Here is a 25,996-nt window from a genome sequence, read left to right on the forward strand (position 1 = left end):
ATTTCGGTTGCCGGGGAAATGGCGCCTGATACCAGCTACTTCCGACGATAGGTTGTTGAAAGACCTGACCTATCGAGCGGGGCGAATCATAGCGAGGGGCACAAGCGGCCATCATTGACCCCGGTCAACTTTAACGGGAGAATACGCCGTTAGTCGTATGAGCGACGGACACAGGCGAAGCCACCTATATGTCGTCAGTCGATAAGCACCCCGAAAAAAACATCATCCGCGTCCAGCTTCGGCAAAACGCCGTTCTTCGCGAACTGGGCGAAGCCGAAATGGCGGTATTCGAGCCCCACCTCACGGTGGTGGACTGCCAGAAGGGCGACTTCCTGCTTCACCAGGGCGTGCACGAAATGGAACAGTATTTCGTGCTCGACGGCGTACTCAAGCGCGTCGTCACCAATCAGCAAGGCAAACGCATGATTCTGCGCTTCACCGAAGAGCGCAGCATGGAAACAAGCTACGCAGCCTGGCGCCTCAAAACCCCCACGCCTTACAGCATAGTCTCGGTTACCAAAGCGCGCGTCGCAAAATTGCCGATGCAGCAGTGGGTCACATTGATCGACAACATTCCGCACCTCAAACATCACTTCGAATATGAAGTGATGCGCCTGATGAGCGAGATCATGGCGCACACCATTACGCTTCACCTGCTCGACGCCCCCGGGCGCGTACACCGCTTTCTGCGCAAACAACCCGAGCTATTCGACCGCATCCCCAAAAAGGAACTGGCGTCCTACCTCAACATTTCTTCCGAAACGCTGAGTCGCCTGAAGCACCAGGGAAAAATCTGAAGCGTTTGCCAGCACCAAATGAAAAGGGGCCTTGCGGCCCCTTTGTCGTTAGCCCTGTCGAAGATCAGCTTTCGACAGTCGCGATGCGCAGCAGGTTGGTGCTGCCCGAGATACCGAACGGCATACCGGCTGCAATGACGATGCTCTGGCCCGGCTTGGCAAAACCTTCCTCGTGCGCAACCTTGCACGCGACGGTCACCATGTCGGTTACCGAGCTCACGTCATCAACCACCTTGGCATGCACACCCCATACAAAGGCCAGACGCCGAGCCGTATCAAGACTCGGCGTGACGCCGACGATCGGCGCCGTCGGACGCTCGCGCGCAGCGCGCATGGCGCTCGTACCCGAGGTCGTGTAGGTCACGGTCGCGGCTGCGCCAATGGTCTTGGTCACGCCACGCAGCGCGGAGCAGATCGCGTCGCCCGGGGTCGACAGGGGCTCAGGATGCTGCGCGTCGATCAGGGTGCGATACAGCGGATCACTTTCGACCTCGCGGATGATGCGGTCCATCATCGCCACCGCCTGCACCGGGAACGCGCCGCTGGCCGATTCGGCAGACAGCATCACCGAGTCAGCACCGTCATACACGGCACCGGCCACGTCCGAAGCTTCGGCACGCGTCGGCGTCGGCGCCGAAATCATCGATTCCAGCATCTGCGTTGCCACGATGCTCGGCTTGCCGTGTTCGCGGCAGGCACGCAGGATGCGCTTGGAAGCGCTCGGCACCTGCTCCGGCGGCAGCTCAACGCCGAGGTCGCCACGCGCAACCATGACGGAGTCGGACAGACGCACGATCTCGTCGAGGTGATCAAGCGCTTGCGGCTTCTCGAGCTTGGTCATCAGCAGCGCACGGCCACCGATGATCTCGCGGGCCTCGTGCAGATCTTCCGGACGCTGAACGAAAGACAGCGCCACGAATTCCACGCCCAGCGACAGCGCGAAATCGAGGTCGCGACGGTCTTTTTCGGTCAGGACCGGAATCGGCAGCACGGCGTCGGGCACGTTCACGCCCTTGCGGTCCGACAGCGGGCCGCCGGTGACCACGCGCGTGCGAATCTGCGTGCCGTTGCTGTCGAGCACCTGCAGGCGCAGCTTGCCGTCGTCGAGCAGCAGCGACTGACCTGCCGCGACCGCTTCGAACAGTTCCGGGTGGGGCAGGCAGACACGGGTCTCGTCGCCCGGCGTGGTGTCGCGGTCGAGGGTGAACTCGGCGTCGGACTGCAGCACGACGCGGCCAGCCGAAAAGGTGCCGATGCGCAGTTTCGGGCCCTGCAGGTCGGCCAGGATGCCGATCGGACGACCGACCTTGCGCTCGACCTCGCGCACTACGTCGTAGCGCGCCTTGTGGTCTTCGTGGGTGCCGTGGCTGAAGTTGAAGCGGAACACGTCCGCACCGGCTTCAAACAGCTTTTCGATGGTTTCCGGGCTGGAACTCGCCGGGCCCAGTGTGGCGATGATTCGGGCATTACGTTCGCGTCGCATTGTTGTTGTCCTGATGAATACGTTGTTGTTCATTGCTGGATCGGCTGCATGACCTCGCGCAACATACGCCGTCATCATGACGACCACGTTGCCGACGCCACGCGCCGGATCACACCTGGTCGCGGCCCGCGATGCCCTCGACCAACCACTTCCTCCCTTTCTTTGGCACCCAGACCTATCGTCCGGCACCCGGACTCCGCGCGTACGAAGCCCGAAATACAAACGGCCGCATTCATCGAATGCGGCCGTCGGGGCGGGCGGCGCAGGCTGCCCGCCCCGATAGGTCGATCAGCCCTGGGCGATCTGATGGTTCGCCATCAGCTCGACCGCACGGCACAGCGCCGAGTGATCCAGGCCAGACATGCCGTTGGCGGCGCAGGTGTTCATCAACTCCTGGGCCATGGCCGTGTTCGGCAGCGAAACGCCCATGGACTTGGCGCCTTGCAGGGCCAGGTTCAGGTCTTTCTGGTGCAGCTCGATGCGGAAGCCCGGGTTGAACGTGCGCTTGACCATGCGCTCACCGTGCACTTCCAGGATGCGCGAGTTGGCGAAGCCACCCATCAGCGCCTGACGCACCTTCGCGGGGTCTGCACCGGCCTTGGAGGCGAACAGCAGCGCCTCGGCAACAGCCTGGATGTTCAGCGCCACGATGATCTGGTTGGCCACCTTGGTGGTCTGACCGTCGCCGTTGCCGCCGACCAGAGTGATGTTCTTGCCCATCATTTCGAACAGCGGCTTGACCGTTGCGAAGGTCGCGTCGGAACCACCAACCATGATCGTCAGCGAAGCGGCTTTCGCACCGACTTCACCACCCGACACCGGGGCGTCCATGTACTCGCAGCCCAGCTCGTTGATGCGCTTGGCAAACTGCTTGGTGGCGATCGGCGAGATCGAGCTCATGTCGACCACGATCTTGCCCTTGGACAGACCGGCGGCCACGCCGTTTTCGCCGAACAACACGGCTTCGACATGGGGAGTATCCGGCACCATCGTGATGATGATGTCAGCGTTCTTGGCCACTTCGGCGCCGCTGGCGCAAGCCGTCGCACCGCCGCTGATCAGGTCGGCCGGCGGGGCCTTGACGTCGTGCACGAACAGCTGATGACCGCCTGCCTGCAGGTGGCCCGCCATCGGGGCGCCCATGATGCCGAGACCAATGAATCCAACTTTAGCCATGTCATTCTCCATAAACGTTCAGTTCAATACCGGATCCGGCCAGCCGAAGGGCTTCCGGATCAGTCCGCGGCGTGTCATGTGACGCGCCCCGGACGGCGAACACCTTGCCGGAGCGCACCAGACGACGGCGCTTTCCGGTAGCCATGCGGAAAACCCCCCGCAGGCAATCATTCCGCAGCCTAGCCGTAAACGGCGCAGGGAATTGTGTGGCATGCATGTTAAAGGCAAATGGCGGCTTTGATAAGAACACAAAATATCGCTTGATCCGATACCCCAGGTATCGACAGCCCTTCAAACCATGCATGGACACCCACTCCAGGCCACGCCTATCATCGCGTCAGGTCACGAACGGAAGGTCCCTCGATGCGATTCCCAACCATACTCATCGGCAGCTTGGCGGCCGGCATGCTGATGTCAGCCAATGCCAGTGCGGAAGGCTTTTATGGCGGTATCGAGGTGGCACGCGAGCGCCTGCGCTTCGAGCCGCACTACTACGAACCGGACGGCACGCCCGGCAGCAGCTTCGTCAACCGCGCCCGCGGCAGCGCGGGCGCGGTGTTCGCCGGCCACCGCTGGGGCCTCTCGCCGGATTTCTCGCTCGCGGTCGAAGCCCGCCTCGCGGTCAGCGACACGCGGTGGCGGCTACGCATCCCGAGCGAACCGGCGTCCCTGCGCTACGACATCCCCTATTCCGCTAGCTTCACGCTGCAACCGGCCTATCACCTGTCGGATCGATTCGCCGTGTTTGCCGAGGCCGGCATTGCCGTGGGGCGAATCCACGAGCGCAAATGGTCCAGCCCCGACAGCACCTACGACGAAAAGCGCTGGCGCCCCGGCGTAGTGCTGGGTGCCGGTGTCAGCCTGCGGCTGGGCGACGCCTGGAGTGCGCGTATGGGCTACCGTGAAACGCGTTATCGCGAACTGCGCTACGAAGCGCGCGACGCGGGCGGGGCAGTCATCGAACGCATCCGCGACAAGCCCCGGCAAGCGGCCTGGTATCTGGGCCTCATGCGCGACTTCTGACCACTCTTTGAGCGCCGCCATCAGCCTGCCGAGCAGGCTGGTCGAGTGCCATCGCGGCGCGCTACACCCCGCCCCCGCATGCCCGCGAAACGGCCTCGCACGCCGCTTCCGCGTGCGGCCGCGCCGAACCAAAGCAGCATCCCGCAGTCCGTACCGCGTCCCCTCACAAGAGCGCCCGATGATCCGACTGCAAGATCTCTCCATGCACTACACGCTCGAATCCACGCGCATCGACATCCTGCGCGGCGTGAATATCGACATCGCCGCAGGCGAGCGCATTGCCATCGCCGGCCCGTCCGGCTCGGGCAAAACCTCGCTACTGCTGTTGCTCGCCGGGCTCGAACGCCCCGCCGCCGGTCGCGTGTTCTTCGATGATGTAGCGCTCGACAGTCTCGATTCCGACGCGCTGGCCGACCTGCGGCGCGACCGCATGGGCATCGTGTTCCAGTCCTTCCATCTCGTACCCAGCCTCACCGCGCTCGACAACGCCGCCCTGCCGCTGGAGATCGCCGGCCGGCGCGACGCCCGCGAACGCGCCCGCGCCATGCTCGAACAGGTCGGCCTCGGCGCCCGCCTGCATCACCACCCCACCGAACTCTCCGGCGGTGAGCAGCAGCGCGTCGCCATCGCCCGCGCACTGGTGCATGCGCCGAAGCTGCTGCTCGCCGACGAACCCACCGGCAACCTCGACGACCGCACCGGCGGCGCCATTGGCGAACTGCTGCTCGATCTGCACCGCGAGGCCGGCACGACGCTGGTGCTGGTTACGCATGACATGAACTTCGCGCGCCGCTGCGACCGCGTGCTGCGGCTCACCGACGGCCGCCTGGTCGAAGACGCCGGAGGCGCCCGTGCGCATGTTGCTTGAGCTGGCCTGGCGCGACCTGCGCGGCGCCAGCCGCACGCTGTGGGTGTTCTGCGCCTGCCTGGCGCTGGGCGTGGCGCTGATCGCCGCCAGCGGCGGCATCTACCGCCAGGTCGGCGACACGCTGCTCGCCAATACCCGCGCGCTGTTTGGCGGCGACGTCGAAGTACGCAGCCGCGCGCCGCTGAACGACGACATCGTCACGTGGATGAGCGAGCGCGGCACGGTCTCGCGTCTGGTCGAATTCCGCACCATGCTGATGAGCGAAGCCGGCGACGCCCAGCTCGTCGAGCTGCAGGCCGTTGATCAGGCCTATCCGCTCGTCGGTGAGCTCGTGCTCGAACCCGCCGCCAGCCTGACTGAAGTGCTGGCGCCGCGCGACGGCGTGCACGGCCTCGCCATCGATCCGGCGGTGGCCTCGCGGCTGGATCTCACGGTGGGCGACCGCATCGAAGTGGGCTTTACCGAGATGGAAGTGCGCGCCATCACACTGCGCCAGCCCGACCGCAGCCTCAATGCCGACTGGCGCGGCCCGCCGGTGCTGATCGGCGCCGAGGCGCTGGAGGCCACCGGTCTGCTCGCGCCCGGCGCGCGGCCGGAGTTCCGCTACCGTGCGCGCAGCGACATCGCACCGGGCGACTGGCGCGAAGCCTTCATGGACGCGCATCCGCAGTCCGAAGCCGAAATTCGTACCTTCACCGAACGCAACGCGCGCCTCGGCGAAGTGCTCGGCCAGATCGGTTCGGGCGTATTGCTGATCGGCTTTTCCGCGCTGTTCATCGGCGGGCTGGGCGTGTTCAACAGCGTGCAGGCCTGGCTGCAGGGCAAGCTCGGCACGCTCGCCACCTTGCGCGCGGTCGGCCTGCGCGACGGCCGCCTCACGGCCCTCGTGCTGCTGCAGATCGGCATGCTCGCCGCCGCGGCAAGTCTGGTCGGCGTAATGGCCGGCGGCGCCCTCGCGCTGGCCGGCGGCAGCCTGATGGCCGAGCGCCTGCCGCTGCAATCGACCTGGGCCGCGCTGGCCGCGCCGCTTGCCGTGGCCTGGCTGTTCGGCGTGCTCACCGCGCTGGTGTTCGCGCTGCCGGCACTCGGGCGAGCGCTGTCGGTCAGCCCCGCCGCGCTGTTCCGCGGGCTTTCAGGCGTGAAAACGCATCTGCCCGCGCGCTGGCGCAACGCCACGCTGGCCGGCGCCGCCGCGGTCGCGCTGCTGGTCATCTTCGCCATGCCCGACCCGCTGTTCGGTGCGGCCTTTGTCGTCGCCTTGCTGGCGCTGCTGGGTCTGCTCGAAGGCGTCGTGCGCGGCCTTCGCGCGCTGGCCCGACGCTTTGCCGACGACCCGCGTCTGTCGGGCCGTTTCGCGCTGCGGCTTGCGCTGTCCGGCCTGTATCGCAACGACTCGCCGCTGCGCCCGACGCTGCTCTCGCTCGGTTCGGCCATGACGCTGCTGGTGGCCTCGACGCTGGTCGTGCTGGCGCTGCTGCAGACCATCGACGACACGGTGCCCGAGAACGCGCCGGCGCTGGTGTTCTACGACGTCTCGCCCACCCAGCGAGCCGATTTCGAAGCCCTGTTGCGCGAGTCGCCCAGCCTCGAACGCCTGTCCGTCGCGCCGCTGGTGCTCGGCCGTCTGGCGCGTGTCGGCGACGAAGCGCTGGCCGACAGCAGTGATCCGCAGCGCCGCCGCGAAGCGCGCGACGAACACAAGATGAGCCACCTGCAGGACAACTTCGACGATGTCGTGCTGCGCAGCGGCGCCTGGTGGCCGGCCGATTACGCCGGCCCGCCGGTGGTGGCAATGGAAGACCGCGAGGCTGACCAGCTCGGCCTGCAGGTCGGCGACCGGCTGACATTCAACATCGGCGGTCAGCCGCTTGAGGCCGAACTGGTTGCCATCTACGGTCAGCGACGTTTTCAGTCGCGGCTGTGGCTGGAGGCCATCTTCTCCGACGGCGCGCTCGACCCCTTCATCACCCGCTACGTCGGCATGGCCTGGATGGACGCGGGTGAAGCGCTCGCCGCCCAAAACCGCATCGCCGCCGAGCAACCCAACGTCGTCACCGTGCGCACCGGCGCATTGCTGGCCGAAGCGCGCTCGCTGCTCGGCGGTGCCGCCGCGGGTCTGGCCGCCATCGGTGGCGTGACGCTGCTGGCGAGCCTGCTGGTGCTGGTCAGCGTGGTCACCGCCAACCGCGTTCGGCAGGTCTATCTGGCCACCCTGCTGCATACGCTCGGCGCGCGCCTGTCGGCCATTCGCGCCAGTCTGCACCTCGAGTATCTGCTGCTCGCGTTGGTCACTTCGGCCTTCGCGTCGCTGGCCGGTGGCGCGCTGGCAGCCATGCTATTGCACTGGCGCATCGGGCTCGAAACCCCCATCACCTGGTGGCCCGGCGCAGCCGTGGCCTTCACCGTCGCCAGCGTGTCACTGACACTGGGGGCGCACTGGCTGATGCGCCAGCTGCGCCTGACACCCGCCACGCTGTTGCGCAGCAGTTGAACAAATGAATTCCTGATGCAGTCTTGTTTAGGCTTTGAACACCCACCTCACGAGGACACCCGATGAACCCGCAACACGCCCGCGCCATCGTCACCATCAGCCTGATGGCCGCCTTCGCCGACGGACGCAAGGACAGCGCCGAGCGCGAACACGTGCGCCGCGTAACCGAATCGCTCGGGGACGCAGCCGACATCGATTTCATGAAGCTCTACCAGGACGTGCTGCTCGGCCGCGCCAGCCTCGAAGACGCCGCCGCTGCGCTCGACAGCGTCGAACTGCGCCAGCTGGCCTTCGAAATGGCGGTCGGCGTGGTCGAGGCCGACGGCCGCCATGACGCCGCCGAAACCGTTTTCCTGCAGCGCCTGGAAACCGCGCTGAAGCTCGACCACGGCCAGGCCGAAGCCACCGTGCATCAGGCCGAAGAGGTCGCCGAAGCGCCGGTCGCCGGCAGCCTGCCGACCGAAGTCGCGCCGGTCGCCGCTGCGGCCAGCGGGCCGGATCGTGCCGAACTCGACCGCATGATCCTCAACGCGTCCATCCTCAACGGCGCACTCGAGCTGCTGCCGCAGTCCATGGCCTCGATGGCCATCATTCCGCTGCAGTTGCGGCTGGTGTATCGCATCGGCAAGAACCACGGCTACGAGCTGGACCGCGGTCACATCACCGACTTCCTCGCCGCAGCCGGCGTCGGCATGACCGGCCAGTACGTCGAGCAGATCGGCCGCAAGCTGGTCGGCGGCCTGCTTGGCAAGGTCTTCGGCGGGCTGGGTCGCGGCGTCGGCGGCACCGCCACGGGCGCCGCCTTCTCGTTCGCCACCACCTACGCCATCGGCAAGATCGCGGTCAGCTACTACGGCGGTGGTCGCAAGCTCGACACCGCCGCGCTGAAGGCCGAGTTCACCGAATGGTTCGGCCAGGCAAAAGGCCTGCAACAACAATATGCCGGCCAGATCGCCGAGAAGGCGCGCACCGTCGATCTGGCGCAGATCACGTCGAGCCTGCGTGGCTGATATGCCTGTCATTGCGAGCGCAGCGAAGCACTAACATACGAAGCAAAAGCCCCGGAATCCGGGGCTTTTGCTTTTACCTTTGGCCAGTCGTGGTGTCGCCGAACACACCCTTGAACTCGCGTGGCTCGCAGCGCCAGTACTGCGGGGGCGCCTTCACCGTGCCGCTCAACTTGGCTGCCGCGTGCCACGGCCAGCGTGGGTCCCACAGCATGCCGCGCGCCAGCGCCACCATGTCGGCCTCGCCGTTTGCAATAATCGCCTCGGCCTGCTCCGGCTCGGTCAGCAGGCCGACCGCGATCACCGGCATCTTCACCTGTTGCCGAACCTGCTTCGCGAACGGCACCTGATAGCCCGGCCCGAGCGGAATCTTCTGCTCCACCGACAGACCGCCGCTGGATACATGGATGAAGGCGCAGCCGCGCGCCTCCAGTGCCGCGGCAAACTCCAGGCTCTGCGTCACGTCCCATCCGCCGTCCACCCAGTCGCTGGCCGAGATGCGCACGCCGACCGGCTTGCCCGCAGGGAACACCGCGCGCACCGCGTCGAACACTTCCAGCGGAAAGCGCATGCGGTTCTCCAGCGAGCCGCCATAGCTGTCCGTGCGCTGATTCGAGAGCGGCGACAGGAACTGGTGCAGCAGATAGCCATGCGCCGCGTGCAGCTCGATGGCGTCCAGGCCCAGCCGCGCGGCACGCTGCGCAGCGGCAACAAAGGCATCACGAATCTCACGCAAGCCGGCGCCGTCCAACTCGGCCGGCGGCGGCTCTTCCTTGCCATGCGCCAGCGGCGACGGCGCCAGCGGCTGCCAGCCGCCCTCGTCCGCCGGCACCATCGAGCCTCCCAGCCACGGTGCGCGGCTCGAGGCCTTGCGTCCGGCATGCGCGAGCTGCACGCACAGCGGCAGATCGGCGTACCTGCGCACGGCGCCGACCACGCGCGCCAGCGCGGCCTCGTTGGCATCGCAATACAGGCCCAGATCCTGCGGCGAGATACGCCCCTCGGCGCGCACCGCGGTGGCTTCCAGAATCAGCATGCCGGCACCCGACATGGCCATCTGACCCAGATGCATCAGATGCCAGTCGGTCGCGCAGCCGTCTTCGGCGGAGTACTGGCACATCGGCGCCACCACAATGCGGTTGGCAAGCTGCAAGCCGTCGAGGCGCAGCGGAGTGAACAACGGACTCATCGAAACCCTCTCATACAAAACAGTGGCAGAGCGATGCGCACTCTACCCCGGATGGCGCCATCCGCGCCGGTATCATGCCCGCAATGGAAACGCCGCAAAGCCGCCCTGCCGACTCTTCGCCACGACGTCGCCTGATCCTGTTCGGGGCGCTCTTCGTGGCGTTCTCCGTTGCCGGCGCGTGGGCGGTGTTCGACCAATTCGCCGGGCGCGAATTCAGCTTCGATAGCCGCCTGCTCGCACCGTCGGTGCTCGCCGCTACGGCCGGCTTGCTGGCGCTGTATTTCGTGTCCGACGGGCTGCGCCTGCACTACACGCTGCGCGCGCTCGGGCACAGCATTCCGCCCGCGGCGATGGCGCGCCTGGTGTTCGTGAACCTGTTCTTCTCCAACGTCACGCCAATGGCCACCGGGGGTGGCGTCGCGCAGGTGTGGATGCTGCGCGAACACGGTGTACCGGTAGGCCACGCCACCGCCGCAACCACGCTGCGCACGGTGCTCGCCACCGCCGTCATCTTCGTCGGAACGCCGCTGTTCCTGGTCTTCGGCGCGCCGTCGGACGGCGAGGCGCTGCTGGCGCGCATCGCGCCGATACTCGCCACATTGGTCGCTCTTTACGTGCTGTTCTTCGCCGTTGTGGTGCTGCGCACGCGCTGGCTGATCGTACCCGTGAGCAGCATTTTGGGCGGCCTGCGCCGCGCCGGGCTGGTGGGCGCGCATCGTCACTGGCGGCTGCAGTTTGCGCTGCGGCGCGAGATGCGACGCTTTGCCGCCGGCTTTGGCGAGTACCTTTCCGGCCCGCCGCATCTGGTCGCCTTGTCGGTGGGCAGCACCTTGCTGTTCCTCGCCTGCCTGTTCAGCTTTCCGGCGCTGCTGGTCGGCGCGCTCGGCCACGACACTGCCTGGCTGACCACGGCCGGGCTGGCGCTGGTCACCACCTTCGTCATGTACTTTGCTCCGACACCCGGCGCGGCAGGCATTTCCGAAGGCGTGTTCGGTGCCTTCTTTTCCAACGTGCTGGGCCCGGGCGAGCTGGTTCTGGTGACGCTGGCGTGGCGCTTTCTGACCATTCACATCGGCATGCTGATCGGCCTGGTGCTGCTCGGCCGCCGGCTTGCGCGCAGCGCAACGGAGAACGCATGAGCCGCCCGCTGCGACGCCGCCTGACCTACTACGCCTGCCTGCTGATCATCGCCGCGATGCTCGGCTACAAGGCCTATCTGAACTTCATGCTGCCCGATCTGCGGGCCCTGCACACCCAGCAGGTCGAGCACATCCGCGATGCCCTGGGCGAGCGCGAGTCGTTCAGCTTTGCGGTAGTCGGCAACATCGAAAATTCCGTCAGCATCTTCGAGCGGCGCTTCGTGCCGATGATCCGCAACGCCGGAGTGGATTTCGTGGTGTCGGCCGGCAATGCCGTCAGCGGCGGCGGCGAAGACAAGTACCGCGCGCTCGAGGGCACGCTGGGGCGGCTGTCCGTGCCGTGGCTGCTGACCTTTGGCGAAAACGAGTTCAGCAACTTCGGCAGCTTCCGTTTCTACGAGCATTTCGGCCCGCACTTCTACACGCTGCGCTTCGGCGACACGCGGATGATCTTCCTCGACGGCACCGGCAAGACGCCGTGGGGCTGGCAGTTGCGCTGGATGGACGACCTGCTCGAGAACGACACCAGCGCCGCGCGCCTGATCTTCATCGGCAAGCCGGTGCTGCGGCCGGCCGACGAGCCGCTGCTCGCCACCGACGACGACTACCTGCCCGACGATTTCCGCGATGCGCTGCTCGCCGCCGTCGAGCGCCACCGCATCGACATGGTGTTCTCCACCAACCTCGCGCTCTACGACGAGCAGCGCATCGGCGATACGCTGTTCATCGTCACCGGCGGCGCCGGCGGTCTGGTGCTCAATGATGAAGAGAGCTACTACCACTTCGTGCGCGTCGACAAGCGCGCCGACGGCTCGGTGACCCATCAGGTCGAACGCGTCGAAGTGGGTGAGCACCCCATCCTCAAACAGCTCGAAAGCCTGTGGTTCTTCGTCTACTCGCTGTTCTACGTGGGCTTCGTCAACTTCTTCCTGATCGTCGCCGCCTTTGCGCTGATCGCGCTCAAGCTGCACAGCGCGATCTTCGTCGGCCGCAATTACTACCCGGACTACGACGTCGACGCCACGCCGTGGCTCACGCGGCCACTGCGCGTGGCGATGTTCACCAACAACTACCTGCCCTTCATCGGCGGCGTGCCGATCTCCATTGCGCGCCTGAAGGCCGGCTTGAGCGCTCTCGGCGACGCGGTAATGGTCATCGCGCCGCGCTACCGCCGCCAGCCCGAGCGCGAGGCCGACGTGCTGCGCGTGCCGTCACTGCTCGCGCTCGGCGAGCGGCGCGAATTCCGCATCGCCAATCCCTTCCTGCCGTTCATTCGCCGCCGCGTGCGCGAATTCGCGCCGGACATCATTCACGTACACCACCCGTTCTGGCTCGGCTGGCTCGGCGTCTTCGTCGCACGGCGCCTCAAGGTGCCGGTGATCTACACGTATCACACGCGGCTCGAGCACTACGCCCACTTCGTGCCGCTGCCCGGCGCGCTGTTTCGCAACCTGATCTCGCACGTGCTGATCCGGCGCTTTGCCAACCGCTGCGACGGCATCGTGGTGCCGACCGACTCGACCGAGGAATACCTGCGCATGATCGGCGTGACCACGCCCACCCTGGTGCAGCCCACCGGCATCGAATACGAGCGCCTGCGCGACGTCGACCCCGCCGCAGTCGAGCGCCTGCGCAGCGAACTCGGCATCGGTGACGAGCGCGTGCTGGTCAGCGTGTCGCGTCTGTCCGACGAGAAGAACATCGACTTCCTGATCGACGCGATTCAGCGCCTGCGCCGCAGCTGCAAGCAGCCCTTCCGCATGCTGATGATCGGCGACGGCCACGACCGCCAGCGCCTGCAGGCGCGCATCGACCGCCTCGGTCTGCAGACGTGCTTCACGCTGGTCGGCGCGGTGCCGCCCGAAGACATGTCAAAGTGGTACGCGCTGGGTGACGTGTTCGTGTTCGCGTCAAAGTCCGAAACCCAGGGCATGGTCATTCTCGAAGCCATGGCCGCCGGCCTGCCGGTGGTCGCGGTGCGTTCAAGCGGCATTGACGACGTCGTGCGCGACGGCCACAACGGCTTCAAGACGCCCGAAAGCCACGCGCGCTGGGGAGAACGCGTGGCTGAACTGCTCACCGATGAAGAGCTGCGCCGCGAGCTGGCCGACAACGCACTGACATTTGCCGCCGATCACTCGATCGAGGCTTTCGCCACGCGCATCCGCGGCTTCTACGCCGAAACCCTGGCGCAGCGGGCCAAGCGCGACGCGCCGGAATCGCCGGACACGGAAGCCCGGCCGTGACGGCCGCGGCACATCACACACCCCTGAAATGAAAACCGGCGGTATCACCGCCGGTCTGGAAACGCTTAGCCCCGCACCAGTTCCGCACCGGGGGGAACCCGATGCATCAGATCACGGCAATCCCCCGGCGGAGGTTGTTGACCCGGCGGCATGCCGGGATGCCAGATGCGGCACTTACCCGGCGGCGGCATGTGCCCCGGCGGAATCCCGACGCCCTGCTGGCCCGGCCCCTTTGCGGACACCGTGTCGCCCTGCACCACACAGCCCGTCAGCACGATCAGTGCCCCACACGCTGCAAAACCCATCAAACCACGCGAAAACTTCATCGCACACCTCCTGCCCTGCACCTCTTCCAGACACCGGAAGCGAGCTGACATACTAACTCCGCCCGAGAAGGCAGCACTGCGCCGTCCGCGCTCAGCCCGGAAACGGTTTGAGCGCCCCGCCCGCCGGCACACTCGGCGCCGGCGTGCGCGCCACGTTCATGACCCAGCACACGCACACGAAATAGCCGATCAACGCGGTCAGCTCGACCACGCCCTGCTCTCCCCAGCGGCCCAAGGCATCGGCGTAAGTGGCGTCACACACGCCATGGTGATCGAGCACTTCGCGCGTGAAATCCCACGCGGCCGATTCATCCGCCGACATCGAACACGGCCAACGCCCCACCGCCAGATCGTCCAGCGTCTCGCGTGCCGTGCCGGCCTCCAACGCCAGCGGGTGGTGGATCGCCCACTCGAACTGGTTGGCCGTGTGGCGCGCCACGACCAGCGTCACGAACTCGGTCACGCGTTTGGGCAGCACCGAGCCGAATCGCAAGGTCTCGCCGGTACGGGCCAGCCCGTCGAGCAGTTTCGGGCTGCGCAGCAGCGGAATGAACGGCCCCTTCACCCCCTTGCGCGGCCCGGCCATCAACGCGTCGGCCGCCACGCGCTGCGCCGCATCCAGCGTGTCCAGCGGCAACATCGGCATGCGCTCGTCGGTGTCGGCGCCAAACCCCTGCGCGATCGTGTTGTGCGTCGTCATCAAATTTCTCCCGTTCGATCCAGGCAAGTATGCCGCCCGGCACAAGCATCGCAGACGCCGCCGTCCGCGGGTTGAGGCGCGCTAGGCGCCGCGACAAGGGATTTCACGCAAGCCCGCCAGCGCGACCGGAACATGAAGTCCACTTCGTCCGGAAACCAGCATGCCCGCCTTGCGCCGCCTCCTCCACGCATTGCGCAGAATGCGCCACCGCGCCCGCTGCCGCGCCGTGCTCGCGCGGCTGGATGAACGCATGCTGCGCGACATCGGTATCCGCCGCGAAGACGCGCTGCGCGAGGCCGACAAGCCATTCTGGCGTGCCTGAGCCACGCCTGTGACCTCAATGTGCGGGCTCGCGCACCGCGCCCTTGTCCAGAAAACGTCGCGTGCCCTGGCGGAATTCGGTGGTGGTGGCGGCCAGCCCGAAGTAGTCGGCGCCGAGCATGGCGGATTCTTCCAGCGACAGGTTGAGGCCGCGGTGCAGCGCCTCCCAGGTCAGGCGCACGGCGGTCGGGTATTGCGCCAGCACGCTGTCGAGCAAGGTGCCGACCTCATGCATCAGCGCAGCAGGCGGCACCACGGCAGTGACCAGCCCGATGCGCAAGGCCTCGTCGGCGTCGATCGCGCGGCCGGTCAGCAGCATCTCCGCCGCGCGCCCCTTGCCGACCAGCCGCGCCAGTCGCGTCGTGCCGCCGAAGCCGGCCACAGCGCCGATGCGCACCTCCGGGTGCCCGAGCCGCGCGCCTTCCACCGCCACGCGCAACATGCACGCTTCGGCAATCTCCAGCCCGCCGCCAAAGGTGTGGCCATTGAGCGCCGCCACCGTCGGTTTTCCGAGATTCTCAAGCTGGCCGGTAACGCGCACCGCCTGCATCGCCAGTTCGCGCACGGCCAGCGGCGAGGCGTGATTCAGGTAGCGGATGTCGGCGCCGGCCGAGAACACCGTCTCCCCGGCACCCGTCAGGATCACGGCCCGCACCGCGTCGTCGGCCGCGACATCGGCCAGCACGTTCGACAGCCGTTCGAGCATGTCGGGGTCGATGGCGTTATGCACCGCCGGGCGATTGAGCGTCACCAGCGCAACGCCATGCGCATTGAGTTCGAACAGCAGAGAATTCGTACCGGTCATGGCAAACCTCCTTGCAGTGTCACGCCTCCACTGGGCGTCGCAAGGACTCTAGGCGCCTGGCATGGCGCAAGCCTGAGAGGTGATGGCTGCCGGCACAGGGAAATTCACGCAGCGCGCGTACCCAGTCGCTCGGTCAGAATCGGGCGCAGCCAGTCGATGAAGGCGCGTACGCGCAGTGGCAGGTGGCGGCGGTGGGCATAGATCAGCGTTACCGGCAACGGCGGGGGCTGATATTCGGGCAGGATTTCGACCAGCGTGCCGTCGGCCAGTTGCTGCACCACGCCGTAGCTGGGCATCTGCACGATACCCAGCCCGGCCAGGCAGGCCTGGCGGTAGGCGTCGGAGTTGTTCACCGTCAGCGCGCTTGACATCGGCACGAACACCGAAGCCTCGCCCGGCGCCGGTACATATTCGAAGCCCGCAGCCCGGCTGCCCAACGTCTGCGCGTACTCGATCAGGCGATGCCCGGCGAGGTCGTCCAGCGACTGCGGCACGCCATGAGTGGCGAGGTATTCGCGGCTGGCGCAGTTGATCTGGTGCAGTTCGCCCAGCGGCACGGCCACCACGTTCTGCTCACCGATGGCGCCCACCCGCAGCACGCAGTCAAAACCTTCACGCACGATGTCCACGCGCCGATCGGTGCTGCTCAGTTCCAGATCAAGCTCCGGGTGGCGCTGCAGAAAAGCCGGCAACTGCGGAATGACGACATCGCGCGCCGCGGCCAGCGGCAAGTCCACCCGCAAGCGCCCGCGCACGTCCGACGGCCCGCTCGAACCCACCAGCGTGTGCAACTCGTCGAGATCCGCCAGCAGATCCTTGCACCGCTCGTAGTAGAGCTGACCGTCCTGCGTCATCTGTACCTTGCGCGTTGTCCGGTGCAGCAGGCGCGTGCCGATCTTTCCCTCAAGCTGCCGGATGGCGTTCGAGACCGAGGTCTTGAGCAGCCCCAGATCGTCTGCCGCGGCGGTGAAGCCGCCCAGCTCGGCGACCCGCACATAGATGCGCATGGATTCGATCTGGTCCATGGGCCAGCTCCTTTCGTTGATGGTCCGAGGCGCAATTGTCCATTTTTTGCGAACAGAATTTCAACATTCAGACGATTTATCTGCTTTAAACGCATCAATACACTGGCCCCGTGGCTGGACGAGCCTCCTCTGCCTTGTTCCAGCGCCTTTCGTTCAACGACTCACGGAGCCCGACATGAACCCGATCGCCCTCATCACCGGCAGCAGCCGCGGCCTTGGCCGCAGCATGGCATTGCACCTTGCCCGACGCGGCGTGCACTCGATCATCACCTACCGCAGCCAGCGCGCCGAGGCCGAAGCCACCGCCGCCGAAGTAAACACGCTCGGCGCACAGGCTGCCGTGCTGCAACTCGACGCGGGCGACAGCAGCAGCTTTACCCGCTTTGCAGCCGATGTGCGCCAGGCGCTGCAGCAGCACTGGCAGCGCGAACGCTTCGACTTTCTGGTGAACAACGCCGGCATGGGCACCTACACCAGCTATGCCGACACCACCGAGGCGCAGTTCGACGAGCTGATGCGCGTGCATCTCAAGGGCCCGTTCTTCCTCACGCAGACGCTGCTGCCGCTGCTCAACGACGGCGGACGCATTCTCAATGTCTCGTCGGGGCTCACGCGCTTTTCGATGCCGGGCTTTGCCGCCTACGCCGTGATGAAAGGTGGCGTCGAGGTGCTCACGCGCTACATGGCGCAGGAACTGGGCGCGCGTGGCATCACGGTCAACACGCTCGCACCGGGCGCCATCGAAACCGACTTCGGCGGCGGTCTGGTGCGCGACACCCCGGAGGTGAAGAACGCCATCGCGGGCGAGACCGCGCTGGGACGCGTCGGACTGCCGGACGACATCGGCGGAGTCGTGGCCTCATTGCTGGCCGACGACAACCGCTGGATCAATGGTCAACGCATCGAAGCCTCGGGCGGTGTCAAGCTGTAAGCCCACCGCCGCCGGGCGCGCGTCCGGCGGCGTCATCACATGAGCATGGTCACACCGCCCAGCAATACCAACACCGCAACCCCCGCCAGCACCAGCGCCGCGCCGCGGTTGATCCAGCGGGTGCGGCCGGCGCCGATGCGCTGCACGGCCTCCTGCGCGGCGAATGCCCAGACCATCTTCGCGCCAAACACCGCCAGGACCGCCACCAGCAGCACCGCCAGCATGTCATCCGCAGCCAATGAGCCGACCTCGACGAAGGCCGGAAACAGCACCAGATAGAACACGATGGCCTTGGCGTCGGCCAGCGTCACCAGCAGCCCGGCGGCGAAGCTGGCGCCGCGTCCGGCCGGCGCAGTTTCGACGCCGGCGACGGGCGGCGCGCGCCACAGCGACCACGCGAACAGGCCGAGCAACAACACAGCGGCCCAACGCAGAACGTGCACCCACGGGCCGATCAGTTCCATCAGCGCGGTGAGGCCAAACAGCGCAATCAGGATGTAGATCACGTCGCCCACCACCACACCGAGCGCGGCCAACGCGCCATGCGTCAATCCGCCCGCAGCGGCGCGGGCGACCACCGTCAGCACGCTCACACTGGGAACGGCAGCGAGCGTGGCGAGCGTCAGGAACAGCGAGGCAAGGCCGGCGACGGTCATCGGAATCACGGGCGGAGAAGGCCAGCTTGCAGGCTAACGCGCAGGCCCTGGCGCACTGCTGAAATCCGGTTTTTTGCGCGGCCGCAGGATTCAGGCGCACCCCACTTCATGCGCGCAGCATGGTCTGCACTTCACGAGCACGAGGCTGCGCATGCAACAGCACACCACCCATTACATCGACGGACGCTGGCGCGACACCGTCGGCCCGGAGCGCATCGAGGTACTCAACCCGGCTACCGGCCAGGCGCTCGGCAGCGTACCGGCGGCAATTTACTTCGACGTCGACGCCGCCGTTGCCGCCGCCCGCGAAGCGCTGCCGGGCTGGTGCGGCACCGCGCCGGCCGAACGTGCCGCCGCACTGCGACGGATCGCCGACGGGCTGCGCGAACGCGCCGAAGACATTGCGCAGTGCATCAGCGCCGAAATGGGCATGCCGATACGCATGGCACGGCGCATCCAGGCCACGCTGCCGGTCGAGGTGTTCGAGGCCACGGCGGCCGCGCTGGATGATTTCGCGTTCGAGGAACGCATCGATCACTCGCGCGTTGCGCGCACGGCGGTCGGCGTGGTGGCTTGCATCACGCCGTGGAATTACCCGCTGCACCAGATCGCGGCCAAGGTCGCGCCGGCCCTGGCGGCCGGCTCCACGGTGGTGCTCAAGCCCTCCGAGCTGGCCCCGCTCAATGCGCGCATCTTTGCCGAAGTGGTCGACGCCGCCGGGCTGCCGGCCGGCGTGTTCAACCTCGTCACCGGCCTGGGGCGCAGCACCGGCGCAGCGCTGGTCGCGCACCCGGACGTCGACGCGATCTCCTTCACCGGCTCGACCGCCGCCGGCAAGCTGGTGGCCGGCAGTGCCGCGCGCGGCATCAAGCGCGTGTCGCTGGAACTGGGCGGCAAGTCGGCTTCGGTGGTGCTGGCCGGAGCCGATCTGGCCGCAGCGGTGCGCGCCACGGTCAATCGCTGCATGCTCAATTCCGGCCAGACCTGCAATGCGCTCACGCGCCTGCTGGTGCCGCAATCGCTGTACACCGAGGCCGCGCGCATCGCCGTGGCCACCGCCGCCACGCTCACCGTCGGCGACCCGGCGGATGAAGCCAGCAAGCTCGGGCCACTGGTGTCAGCCGCGCAGGCGGCGCGCGTGCGGCAGTACATCGGCGGCGCACTGGCCGACGGCGCCGAGTTGTTGTGCGGCGGCCTGGAACCGCCACCGGGTCTGGGCGGCAACTACGTGCAGCCCACCGTGTTCGGCCGCGTCGCGCCTGAAAGCGCGCTGGCGCAGGACGAGGTGTTCGGCCCGGTGCTGGCCATCCTCACCTACCCGGATGGCGACGAAGACGCCGCCGCACGCATTGCCAACGGCACGCGCTACGGGCTGGCTGCAGCGGTGTGGGCCGGTGACGACGAATACGCCGAAGCCTTCGGCGCGCGTCTGGTGGCGGGGCAGATCGACATCAACGGTGGCGCCTTCAACGTCGCCGCACCAATGGGCGGCTTCCGCCAGTCCGGCCTCGGCCGCGAGCTCGGCCGCTACGGCATCGAGGAGTTTCTGGAGACGCGATCCTTTCAGATGCCCGTTCACGCCACGTAGGTCAGGCAAATGCCGCAGGCGCGCATCGGACATCGGCCGCGGCACAAGCTCACACGCCCAACGGCAGGTGCGCTGCGCTTACCTGCCCTACGAAAATCCTTTCAACCGCCGCACCAACAACAGGAAAGCCGCCATGCCTTTCATCCGCATCACCACCACCGCCACGCCGTCGGCCGCGCTGCAACAGCAGTTGTGCGCCCGCGCCACCGACCTGATCTTCGAGCTGATGGGCAAGCGCCACGAGGTCACCTCGGTGCTGTTCCAGTCCGTGCCGTCTGCCGGCTGGACCATCGGCGCCGCGCCGATTCCGGCCGGGCAATGCGCGGCGCACTGCGACATCCACATCACTGCAGGCACCAATAGCGTCGCGGAGAAGGTGGCGATGATCCGCGCCATGCACGCGGCGCTGGGCGAAGCGCTTGGCGCATTGCCCGAGGCGACCTATGTGGTGGTGCATGAATTCGCGGCCACCGACTGGGGCTACGACGGGCGAACGCAGGCCGAACGCCGCGCTGCGGCCGAGGCCTTGTGAGTCAGCCGGCCGTATCGGCCAGCGCCGCCAGCACGTCGGCACAGGCACGCACCACCGGGCGTTCGCGTCCGGCAGTCGACAGCAGCAGCACATAGCTCTTGGCCGGCACGCGCAGCGGATGCGCCACGGCCAGACCCAGACGCTGGCGCATGCTGCGGGTAAGCCGCTGCGGCAGCAGGGCGAGGCCTTCGCCGCGTGCGCAGGCCATCAGGATGGCGTACATGTCGTGGCACACCATGTCGGGCTCGCGCATGCGGCGCACGGGGCCGAAGCGCTCGGTCAGACCGCGCCACGAGAAGGCCGGGTGTTCGAGCAGCGCGTGGTCCGACACCAGTTCGGCGGGCGTGGCCATGCCCAGCGCCGTCACCTGCGCGGCCGGCGCGATCACCGCCAGCTCTTCGGCCCACAACTCGCGCGCCTCGGGCTCGTGCGGATCGAAGCTGCAGTAGCGGATCGCGATGTCGCACTGGTTGCGGTCGAGATCCGACAGCGCCTCGCTGACGCCAACATTGAAAGCCACCTCGGGGCAGGCCTCGCGCAGTCGTTCCAGCCGCGGCGCCAGCCACAGCCGTGCCACGCCGGGACTCGCCGCCAGGCGGATTTCGGTTTCGCGGCCGCAGTCGAGCGCGTGCAACGTATCGGCCGCGCCGCGCGCAAACACCGACACCGCCTGGTAATAGGCCGCACCCTCGGCAGTGAGCTCGACCGACGGCGTGTGGCGCACCAGCAGGCGCAGGCCGGTGCGCTCTTCAAGCAGCGTCAGCGAACTGGCCAGCGCCGCGCGCGTCACGCCCAATTCGGTCAGCGCCTGCGCGACCGTGCCGTTGCGCACCAGCGCCTCGAACGCGACGAGCGCATGCAAGGGCGGAAGAGGTACATTCGTCATCCGGAGGACCTGGCTCGATGAAGCACTCATTATTGCGCGATCTCCCCCTGCTGGAGTTGGTGGCCGTGGAAGCCGTGATCCGTCTCGGCAGCGTCGCCGCCGCGGCAGACGAACTGTCGGTCACGCCGTCGGCGGTCAGCCACCGCCTGCGCCAGATCGAGCGGGCGCTGGGCGTGCCGTTGATCGAGCGGCGCGGGCGCGGCATTGCCGCCACCGCCACAGGCGAAGCCTGCCATGCCGAACTCGCGCGCCTGATTGCCGACTTTCGCGACACCACCAGCGCACTGCGCACGCACAGCCTGCAGCGCGTGCACCTCGACGTGCCGCCGGTGATCGGCGCCACCTGGATCACGCCGCTGCTGCCGCGTCTGCGCGCGCGCCTTGGCGTGCCCGGCCTGCGTTTCGAGCTGAGCACCAACCGCGTGCCCGGCGTCACCGCCAACCCCGACGCCGATCTGTTCATCGACTTCGGTGTCGCCCCACCCGGCGCCAACGCCCAGCTGCTGCATCACGGCACGGTCGGCGCCTTCGTGGCGGCCTCCGAGGTGCGCCACGGCGACCTCACACCCGAAGAGATCACCCGCCGTCCGCTGGTGCGCCACACCTCGGCGTGCTGGCTGCAGTGGATGGAGTCGGTGTTTGGCGAAGTGCCCGATCACCGCTACGCCGTCACTTTCGACGATCCGGTCAGCGCGGTCGAAGCCTGCCTCGCCGGGCAAGGCCCGGTGCTGGTCGGCACGCTCGCCGCACAGGCCTATGTCGAGGCCGGCCTGCTGCGCCCGGCCCACCCCGGCCGCCTGGCGGCCGGCAACTACACCATCGAGCTCACCCCGCGCGGGCAATTGAAGCCGCTGGCGCGCCGCACGCTCGACCACCTGCTGGCCTTCGGGCAGGAATTCTCGGCAGCCTGACACGCCCGGCGCCACGCGGGCTGAATTCCGCTGACATTGCGGCAAGCATATTTGCGGCGCATGCCGCCAGCGAGCGGGCATGCTCGTGGTGAGCCCATGGAGTCACCGCATGACCACGCCCATACTGCACCCCGCCGACCTCGACTGGCACAGCCACAACGACGGCCACACCCACGCCGCACGCCACGCCGCACTCGCCGCGCCGCTCGGCCTCACCCGCCTCGGCGCACGCCGCGTAAGCGTGCCGCCGGGCAAGGCCGCGTGGCCATTGCACGCTCACCTGGCCAACGACGAGCTGCTTTTCATCCTCTCCGGCACGGGCCGTTACCGCATCGCCAATGAAGCCTTCGACGTCGGCCCCGGCGACTGTCTGGGTGCTCCGGCCGGCGCCGCGCATGCGCATCAGCTCATCAACAACGGCGACTGCGCGCTGGAATACCTCGTGGTCAGCACCATGATCGAGCCCGATGTGCTGCTCTACCCCGAGCGCGGCTGCTTCGGCGTAATTGCCGGCAGCGCGCCCGGCGGCGACAAGGCCGCGCGCAGCTTTGATTACTTCGGCGACGCCTCCGGCGCGCAGGATTACTGGACGGGTCCCTCCCGTCCAAAACCGTAACATCGGCGCGTCACCATGGCGGCTGACATTTCCTCGAACACCTCGTGACCTTTCCTTGACGTTCGCTGTCGCAAGATGCGGCCTCTCCCGCGAACCGGATTCCCGAATGCGACGCAAGAAACAATGGACGCTCGGCCTCGCCGCGCTGGTACTCACCCTCTCTGCGGTGGCCGCGTGGCACTACCGGCTGCCCGGCATCGCCTGGCACTGGTTTGCCATGCAATCGCAGGCCGAAAAGTGGCAGGACGCCGGCGTGTGGCTGCCGCACTACCGCGTCACCATCGATGGCCTGCCGGTCGAGGGCGTCGATGAAAACGCCTCGGGCCTGACCTATAGCGAGCACACCGGCACGCTGTTCTCGATCACCAACAAGAACCCCAAAGCCATCCTCGAACTCGACACCGACGGACGCTTGCTGCGCAGCATCGAGCTGGTCGGCACCAAAGATCCCGAAGGCATCACGCACATTCGCGACGGCATCTTTGCCATTGCCGATGAGCGCGACCAGGCCGTTTTCCGCGTCGAAATCAGCCCCGACACCACCCGCGTCGACGTCGGCGACACCGCCCGACTCGGCCTCTCGCTGAGCGCCAGCAACAACCTCGGCTTCGAGGGCATCTCGTGGGACAGCGCCGGGCAGCGCCTCTTCATCAGCCAGGAGAAGGCGCCGATGCGCGTACTCGCCGTCTCCGGCCTGCCCGACGTGCTCAGCGGCGCCAACTTCAACCTGCAGATCAAGGAATGGCGCCCCGCCAACGCCAGCGGCCTGTTCGTCACCGACCTCTCCTCGCTCACCATGCACGAGCCCACCGGCAACCTGCTGCTGCTCAGCGACGAATCCGCCCTCATCGTCGAATACGACCCCGCCGGCAACCCGGTCAGCATGCTGCCGATGTGGCGCGGCTTCCATGGCCTCAAGCAGCGCGTGCCCCAGGCCGAAGGCCTCGCCGTCGGCCCCGACGGCACGATCTACGTCATGTCCGAGCCCAACCTGTTCTACCGCTTCGAGCGCAGCGTGCCGGCGCGCTGGGCAAAACAGGCGAATACCGCGCCCTCCCCGTAGGTCAGGTAAGCCGCCCGGCGGCGCACCTGACGTCCCACTGCAACACATCCCCAAACGCCCAACGGCAGCTGCGCTGCGCTTATCTGGCCTACGCAAACCGGCACTTCTTCACGCGCGCTCCGCATCCTGCCGCGGCAAACACAATACGTAACCCTTGAAGCCGCCCCTGTGCTTGATTCGGGGTCGGGCAAGTCCCAAGGTGTACTCATGGCGAACAGCGCATGAGCAGGTGCCGATTTCGCCTGTTCTGAGGTTCGGTGTAACGCAATCGCGGCCGCCGGCATCCTCATTCAGCATTGGACGGGGGGACATCATGTTCAATCTCAAATCTGTGTTCTTTGGCGAGCGCTCGGTGACCAAGGTTGCCGGCTTGTTCAGTTCCAACGAGGTGGCGCGCCGGGCAGCGCAAAGTCTGGTCGAACAATCACCGTTGCAGCCCTCCCAGGTGCGCGTGCTGGGCCCTTCCGACAGTGCTGAAAGCTATGCATCGGGCGTCGGGCGCGCACTTGAGCCCGAGTCGCAAGGCATCTGGCGCACGCTGATCAAGTCGCACCTTGCCGCCGGCCTGCTGGGCATGTTTCTGGGCATCATCCTGTTCGGCGTGATGCTGGTCATCAGCGTCCAGGCCATCGTCAGTTCGCCGCTCCTGAGCTTTGCGATTTTTGCCGGCTTCGGCCTCACCTTCGGCCTGCTGATCGGGGGTGCCGTGTCGATCCGGCCCGATCACGGCCGCGTCATCATGGTCGTGCGCGAAGCGCTGGAACACGGTCAATGGGCCGTCATCGCCCACCCCCGCAACGCCGAACAAACCGACGAAGCACTGCGGGTGCTCGAAGCCGGTAGCGACCGCGTCGTCCGCAGCCTCTGATCCACCCAGCCCGGCCGCGCCACCCCACGGCGCGCCGGGCTTCGCATCACCCCACCTCCGCAGCCCTCGCAGACCCGTCCGGCGGTAGCCGCCGGCATTCCCGACGGAAAAGGAGACATCCACATGAACATTCGTCAGCCTTCCCCACCTCCAGGCGCGACAAATTCGCGCTTCTCCCCCGCCCTGATACTCACCTTCGCGTTGAGCGCATTCCTGGTCGCCGGTTGCGACGAATCGTCGCCTCGCGTTGAACAGAGCGGCCTTCCCTCGACTGACGCGGCCGCGCCAGCCGCGCCGCCGGCAGCCGCATCGCCCGATGCAGGCACAGCCGATCTCCAGCATCCCTCCGAGCATCTGCGTGTAACCAATTACCCGGGTGGCTTCACGGCCGCCGACGTCGCCACCTGGCGCGACGAAGTCCCCGAAATCAAGGAAATCGAGATCTCCTCCTCGGCTGACGATGCCTCGCAGCCCGCCTTGTTCTACAACTCCGGTTCGGAAGCAGAAAAGCCGCTGTTGCTGGTTTTGCACAGCTGGAGCGCCGACTACCAGCAGAACATCGACATCCCGCTTGCGCAGTTTGCCGTCGCCAACGACTGGGTGTTCATGCACCCGGACTTCCGCGGACAGAACGACGGGCGCCCGGAATCAACCGCGTCGGATCTGGCCATTTCTGACATGGAGGACGCGCTTGAGTACGCCCGCGAAAACGCCAACGTCGACGCTTCCCGCGTCTATCTGCTCGGCTACTCGGGCGGCGCGATGAATGCCTTGCACCTGGCCGCCCGCAACCCCGCAGAGTTCGCCGGCATCGCCGCATGGGTGCCGGTGTACGACCTGCCCTCGTGGCACAAGTGGAACGACGAACGCGGCGAGAAGTACGCTGGCGAAATCGCTGACGCCTGCGGCGGCGCCCCGCAACAAGGCACGCCGGCGTATGAGGAATGCGTGAAGCGCAGCCCGAGCGCGCACATGTCCGACGTGGCGGGCGAACTGCGCATCCTGATCGCCCACGGCATCAACGACCCGAACGTGCCGCCCGATCACGCGCTGCATGCCTTCAACGACCTTGCCGACGAGGCCGATCGCATTGCGCCGGAACACATCCAGCACGTCCTCGAGCAACGCGAGGTCCCCCAGGAACTGCTCGCACGCTCCACGCATGGCGAGCGCGACTTCGCGCATTTCGCCGAAGCCGACGCCAAAGTGCTGCTGTACCTGCGCTCCGGCCCGGCCGAACTGGTGCTGTTCGACGGCGAGCACGACATGCTCTACCGCCCGGGCCTCGAATGGCTCGCAGCGCAGCAGCAATGAGCGCTCGCGCCATTCACCACTCAAAGCAGGAAGCC

The 25,996-nt window shown here is 67.0% G+C and carries 25 protein-coding genes; 16 read left to right on the forward strand and 9 right to left on the reverse strand.

Features of this window, described 5'->3' with window-relative positions; translation table 11 throughout:
• The first annotated feature begins 188 nt into the window (after positions 1 to 188).
• Entirely contained in the window at positions 189 to 797 is a 609-nt protein-coding gene (locus tag AC6H0N_RS02850; RefSeq protein ID WP_497572540.1) for a Crp/Fnr family transcriptional regulator, read from the forward strand.
• A gap of 64 nt (positions 798 to 861) precedes the next feature.
• On the opposite strand, the gene pyk is transcribed toward AC6H0N_RS02850, so the two are convergent.
• Positions 862 to 2,280, reverse strand: coding sequence for a pyruvate kinase (gene pyk, locus AC6H0N_RS02855; protein ID WP_497572541.1), 1,419 nt, complete (start codon positions 2,278 to 2,280; stop codon positions 862 to 864).
• Positions 2,281 to 2,568: 288 nt separating this feature from the next.
• Positions 2,569 to 3,456, reverse strand: a complete 888-nt coding sequence (gene glxR, locus AC6H0N_RS02860) for a 2-hydroxy-3-oxopropionate reductase (RefSeq protein ID WP_497572542.1) — start codon at positions 3,454 to 3,456, stop codon at positions 2,569 to 2,571.
• 363 nt (positions 3,457 to 3,819) lie between these two features.
• Here glxR and AC6H0N_RS02865 point away from each other — a divergent pair, with 363 nt between their 5' ends.
• The 4 genes from AC6H0N_RS02865 to AC6H0N_RS02880 all read left to right on the forward strand — a co-directional run bounded on the left by AC6H0N_RS02865 (position 3,820) and on the right by AC6H0N_RS02880 (position 8,848).
• On the forward strand, positions 3,820 to 4,479 hold the full coding sequence (locus AC6H0N_RS02865; RefSeq protein WP_497572543.1) for an outer membrane protein: 660 nt from the start codon (positions 3,820 to 3,822) through the stop codon (positions 4,477 to 4,479).
• Between the two features lie 178 nt (positions 4,480 to 4,657).
• Positions 4,658 to 5,347 carry an ABC transporter ATP-binding protein gene (locus AC6H0N_RS02870; protein WP_497572544.1) on the forward strand — a complete coding sequence of 230 codons (690 nt, stop codon included), beginning with the start codon at positions 4,658 to 4,660 and terminating at the stop codon, positions 5,345 to 5,347.
• The gene (locus AC6H0N_RS02875) at positions 5,337 to 7,838 is read left to right on the forward strand and encodes an ABC transporter permease (RefSeq protein ID WP_497573237.1); all 2,502 of its coding nucleotides are present in this window, start codon (positions 5,337 to 5,339) and stop codon (positions 7,836 to 7,838) included. The genes AC6H0N_RS02870 and AC6H0N_RS02875 overlap by 11 nt, the downstream gene beginning before the upstream one ends.
• A gap of 62 nt (positions 7,839 to 7,900) precedes the next feature.
• The gene (locus tag AC6H0N_RS02880) at positions 7,901 to 8,848 is read left to right on the forward strand and encodes a YcjF family protein (protein ID WP_497572545.1); all 948 of its coding nucleotides are present in this window, start codon (positions 7,901 to 7,903) and stop codon (positions 8,846 to 8,848) included.
• 73 nt (positions 8,849 to 8,921) lie between these two features.
• Here AC6H0N_RS02880 and AC6H0N_RS02885 read toward each other — a convergent pair whose 3' ends face one another.
• Positions 8,922 to 10,034 carry an NADH:flavin oxidoreductase/NADH oxidase gene (locus AC6H0N_RS02885; RefSeq protein ID WP_497572546.1) on the reverse strand — a complete coding sequence of 371 codons (1,113 nt, stop codon included), beginning with the start codon at positions 10,032 to 10,034 and terminating at the stop codon, positions 8,922 to 8,924.
• A gap of 74 nt (positions 10,035 to 10,108) precedes the next feature.
• Here AC6H0N_RS02885 and AC6H0N_RS02890 point away from each other — a divergent pair, with 74 nt between their 5' ends.
• Positions 10,109 to 11,173 carry a lysylphosphatidylglycerol synthase transmembrane domain-containing protein gene (locus AC6H0N_RS02890; protein ID WP_497572547.1) on the forward strand — a complete coding sequence of 355 codons (1,065 nt, stop codon included), beginning with the start codon at positions 10,109 to 10,111 and terminating at the stop codon, positions 11,171 to 11,173.
• Positions 11,170 to 13,419 carry a glycosyltransferase gene (locus tag AC6H0N_RS02895; RefSeq protein ID WP_497572548.1) on the forward strand — a complete coding sequence of 750 codons (2,250 nt, stop codon included), beginning with the start codon at positions 11,170 to 11,172 and terminating at the stop codon, positions 13,417 to 13,419. The genes AC6H0N_RS02890 and AC6H0N_RS02895 overlap by 4 nt, the downstream gene beginning before the upstream one ends.
• 65 nt (positions 13,420 to 13,484) lie before the next feature.
• Here the strand turns inward: AC6H0N_RS02895 and AC6H0N_RS02900 are convergent, their stop codons facing one another.
• Both AC6H0N_RS02900 and AC6H0N_RS02905 read right to left on the reverse strand, forming a co-directional pair.
• Complete coding sequence (locus tag AC6H0N_RS02900; RefSeq protein WP_497572549.1) at positions 13,485 to 13,745, reverse strand: hypothetical protein; 261 nt, start codon at positions 13,743 to 13,745, stop codon at positions 13,485 to 13,487.
• Positions 13,746 to 13,836: 91 nt separating this feature from the next.
• Positions 13,837 to 14,445, reverse strand: coding sequence for a carboxymuconolactone decarboxylase family protein (locus tag AC6H0N_RS02905; protein WP_497572550.1), 609 nt, complete (start codon positions 14,443 to 14,445; stop codon positions 13,837 to 13,839).
• Between the two features lie 160 nt (positions 14,446 to 14,605).
• Between AC6H0N_RS02905 and AC6H0N_RS02910 the strand changes: the two genes are divergently transcribed.
• Positions 14,606 to 14,767 carry a DUF1127 domain-containing protein gene (locus tag AC6H0N_RS02910; protein ID WP_497572551.1) on the forward strand — a complete coding sequence of 54 codons (162 nt, stop codon included), beginning with the start codon at positions 14,606 to 14,608 and terminating at the stop codon, positions 14,765 to 14,767.
• Between the two features lie 15 nt (positions 14,768 to 14,782).
• Here AC6H0N_RS02910 and AC6H0N_RS02915 read toward each other — a convergent pair whose 3' ends face one another.
• Positions 14,783 to 15,571 (reverse strand): enoyl-CoA hydratase/isomerase family protein, encoded by a 789-nt coding sequence (locus tag AC6H0N_RS02915; protein ID WP_497572552.1) that lies wholly within the window; start codon positions 15,569 to 15,571, stop codon positions 14,783 to 14,785.
• 104 nt (positions 15,572 to 15,675) lie between these two features.
• The gene (locus AC6H0N_RS02920) at positions 15,676 to 16,596 is read right to left on the reverse strand and encodes a LysR family transcriptional regulator (RefSeq protein WP_497572553.1); all 921 of its coding nucleotides are present in this window, start codon (positions 16,594 to 16,596) and stop codon (positions 15,676 to 15,678) included.
• A 175-nt stretch (positions 16,597 to 16,771) separates the two neighbouring features.
• On the opposite strand from AC6H0N_RS02920, the gene AC6H0N_RS02925 reads away from it, so the two are divergent.
• On the forward strand, positions 16,772 to 17,527 hold the full coding sequence (locus AC6H0N_RS02925; RefSeq protein WP_497572554.1) for an SDR family NAD(P)-dependent oxidoreductase: 756 nt from the start codon (positions 16,772 to 16,774) through the stop codon (positions 17,525 to 17,527).
• Between the two features lie 35 nt (positions 17,528 to 17,562).
• Here the strand turns inward: AC6H0N_RS02925 and AC6H0N_RS02930 are convergent, their stop codons facing one another.
• Positions 17,563 to 18,183, reverse strand: a complete 621-nt coding sequence (locus AC6H0N_RS02930; RefSeq protein ID WP_497572555.1) for a LysE family translocator — start codon at positions 18,181 to 18,183, stop codon at positions 17,563 to 17,565.
• 151 nt (positions 18,184 to 18,334) lie between these two features.
• On the opposite strand from AC6H0N_RS02930, the gene AC6H0N_RS02935 reads away from it, so the two are divergent.
• Both AC6H0N_RS02935 and AC6H0N_RS02940 read left to right on the forward strand, forming a co-directional pair.
• Positions 18,335 to 19,771 carry an aldehyde dehydrogenase family protein gene (locus AC6H0N_RS02935; protein ID WP_497572556.1) on the forward strand — a complete coding sequence of 479 codons (1,437 nt, stop codon included), beginning with the start codon at positions 18,335 to 18,337 and terminating at the stop codon, positions 19,769 to 19,771.
• 133 nt (positions 19,772 to 19,904) lie between these two features.
• Positions 19,905 to 20,303: a tautomerase family protein gene (locus AC6H0N_RS02940; RefSeq protein ID WP_497572557.1), complete on the forward strand. Its 399-nt coding sequence runs from the start codon at positions 19,905 to 19,907 to the stop codon at positions 20,301 to 20,303.
• 1 nt (position 20,304) lies between these two features.
• Here the strand turns inward: AC6H0N_RS02940 and AC6H0N_RS02945 are convergent, their stop codons facing one another.
• Entirely contained in the window at positions 20,305 to 21,189 is an 885-nt protein-coding gene (locus tag AC6H0N_RS02945) for a LysR family transcriptional regulator (protein WP_497572558.1), read from the reverse strand.
• Between the two features lie 17 nt (positions 21,190 to 21,206).
• On the opposite strand from AC6H0N_RS02945, the gene AC6H0N_RS02950 reads away from it, so the two are divergent.
• From AC6H0N_RS02950 to AC6H0N_RS02970, 5 genes are all read left to right on the forward strand, one after another.
• The gene (locus AC6H0N_RS02950; RefSeq protein ID WP_497572559.1) at positions 21,207 to 22,100 is read left to right on the forward strand and encodes a LysR family transcriptional regulator; all 894 of its coding nucleotides are present in this window, start codon (positions 21,207 to 21,209) and stop codon (positions 22,098 to 22,100) included.
• Between the two features lie 109 nt (positions 22,101 to 22,209).
• Positions 22,210 to 22,716: a cupin domain-containing protein gene (locus AC6H0N_RS02955; RefSeq protein WP_497572560.1), complete on the forward strand. Its 507-nt coding sequence runs from the start codon at positions 22,210 to 22,212 to the stop codon at positions 22,714 to 22,716.
• 106 nt (positions 22,717 to 22,822) lie between these two features.
• Positions 22,823 to 23,779, forward strand: a complete 957-nt coding sequence (locus AC6H0N_RS02960) for an SdiA-regulated domain-containing protein (RefSeq protein ID WP_497572561.1) — start codon at positions 22,823 to 22,825, stop codon at positions 23,777 to 23,779.
• A 313-nt stretch (positions 23,780 to 24,092) separates the two neighbouring features.
• Positions 24,093 to 24,647, forward strand: coding sequence for a hypothetical protein (locus AC6H0N_RS02965; RefSeq protein WP_497572562.1), 555 nt, complete (start codon positions 24,093 to 24,095; stop codon positions 24,645 to 24,647).
• Positions 24,648 to 24,770: 123 nt separating this feature from the next.
• Positions 24,771 to 25,961 (forward strand): alpha/beta hydrolase family protein, encoded by a 1,191-nt coding sequence (locus tag AC6H0N_RS02970; protein WP_497572563.1) that lies wholly within the window; start codon positions 24,771 to 24,773, stop codon positions 25,959 to 25,961.
• Positions 25,962 to 25,996 lie beyond the last annotated feature (35 nt).

Source organism: Pseudazoarcus sp. NS34 (genome assembly GCF_059703725.1).

What these genes read in the sequence shown, in the direction of transcription:
- AC6H0N_RS02850 (WP_497572540.1), top strand. Translation starts at nt 189, where the DNA reads ATGTCGTCAGTCGATAAGCACCCCGAAAAAAACATCATCCGCGTCCAG.
- pyk (WP_497572541.1), bottom strand. Translation starts at nt 2,280, where the DNA reads ATGCGACGCGAACGTAATGCCCGAATCATCGCCACACTGGGCCCGGCG.
- glxR (WP_497572542.1), bottom strand. Translation starts at nt 3,456, where the DNA reads ATGGCTAAAGTTGGATTCATTGGTCTCGGCATCATGGGCGCCCCGATG.
- AC6H0N_RS02865 (WP_497572543.1), top strand. Translation starts at nt 3,820, where the DNA reads ATGCGATTCCCAACCATACTCATCGGCAGCTTGGCGGCCGGCATGCTG.
- AC6H0N_RS02870 (WP_497572544.1), top strand. Translation starts at nt 4,658, where the DNA reads ATGATCCGACTGCAAGATCTCTCCATGCACTACACGCTCGAATCCACG.
- AC6H0N_RS02875 (WP_497573237.1), top strand. Translation starts at nt 5,337, where the DNA reads ATGTTGCTTGAGCTGGCCTGGCGCGACCTGCGCGGCGCCAGCCGCACG.
- AC6H0N_RS02880 (WP_497572545.1), top strand. Translation starts at nt 7,901, where the DNA reads ATGAACCCGCAACACGCCCGCGCCATCGTCACCATCAGCCTGATGGCC.
- AC6H0N_RS02885 (WP_497572546.1), bottom strand. Translation starts at nt 10,034, where the DNA reads ATGAGTCCGTTGTTCACTCCGCTGCGCCTCGACGGCTTGCAGCTTGCC.
- AC6H0N_RS02890 (WP_497572547.1), top strand. Translation starts at nt 10,109, where the DNA reads ATGCCCGCAATGGAAACGCCGCAAAGCCGCCCTGCCGACTCTTCGCCA.
- AC6H0N_RS02895 (WP_497572548.1), top strand. Translation starts at nt 11,170, where the DNA reads ATGAGCCGCCCGCTGCGACGCCGCCTGACCTACTACGCCTGCCTGCTG.
- AC6H0N_RS02900 (WP_497572549.1), bottom strand. Translation starts at nt 13,745, where the DNA reads ATGAAGTTTTCGCGTGGTTTGATGGGTTTTGCAGCGTGTGGGGCACTG.
- AC6H0N_RS02905 (WP_497572550.1), bottom strand. Translation starts at nt 14,445, where the DNA reads ATGACGACGCACAACACGATCGCGCAGGGGTTTGGCGCCGACACCGAC.
- AC6H0N_RS02910 (WP_497572551.1), top strand. Translation starts at nt 14,606, where the DNA reads ATGCCCGCCTTGCGCCGCCTCCTCCACGCATTGCGCAGAATGCGCCAC.
- AC6H0N_RS02915 (WP_497572552.1), bottom strand. Translation starts at nt 15,571, where the DNA reads ATGACCGGTACGAATTCTCTGCTGTTCGAACTCAATGCGCATGGCGTT.
- AC6H0N_RS02920 (WP_497572553.1), bottom strand. Translation starts at nt 16,596, where the DNA reads ATGGACCAGATCGAATCCATGCGCATCTATGTGCGGGTCGCCGAGCTG.
- AC6H0N_RS02925 (WP_497572554.1), top strand. Translation starts at nt 16,772, where the DNA reads ATGAACCCGATCGCCCTCATCACCGGCAGCAGCCGCGGCCTTGGCCGC.
- AC6H0N_RS02930 (WP_497572555.1), bottom strand. Translation starts at nt 18,183, where the DNA reads ATGACCGTCGCCGGCCTTGCCTCGCTGTTCCTGACGCTCGCCACGCTC.
- AC6H0N_RS02935 (WP_497572556.1), top strand. Translation starts at nt 18,335, where the DNA reads ATGCAACAGCACACCACCCATTACATCGACGGACGCTGGCGCGACACC.
- AC6H0N_RS02940 (WP_497572557.1), top strand. Translation starts at nt 19,905, where the DNA reads ATGCCTTTCATCCGCATCACCACCACCGCCACGCCGTCGGCCGCGCTG.
- AC6H0N_RS02945 (WP_497572558.1), bottom strand. Translation starts at nt 21,189, where the DNA reads ATGACGAATGTACCTCTTCCGCCCTTGCATGCGCTCGTCGCGTTCGAG.
- AC6H0N_RS02950 (WP_497572559.1), top strand. Translation starts at nt 21,207, where the DNA reads ATGAAGCACTCATTATTGCGCGATCTCCCCCTGCTGGAGTTGGTGGCC.
- AC6H0N_RS02955 (WP_497572560.1), top strand. Translation starts at nt 22,210, where the DNA reads ATGACCACGCCCATACTGCACCCCGCCGACCTCGACTGGCACAGCCAC.
- AC6H0N_RS02960 (WP_497572561.1), top strand. Translation starts at nt 22,823, where the DNA reads ATGCGACGCAAGAAACAATGGACGCTCGGCCTCGCCGCGCTGGTACTC.
- AC6H0N_RS02965 (WP_497572562.1), top strand. Translation starts at nt 24,093, where the DNA reads ATGTTCAATCTCAAATCTGTGTTCTTTGGCGAGCGCTCGGTGACCAAG.
- AC6H0N_RS02970 (WP_497572563.1), top strand. Translation starts at nt 24,771, where the DNA reads ATGAACATTCGTCAGCCTTCCCCACCTCCAGGCGCGACAAATTCGCGC.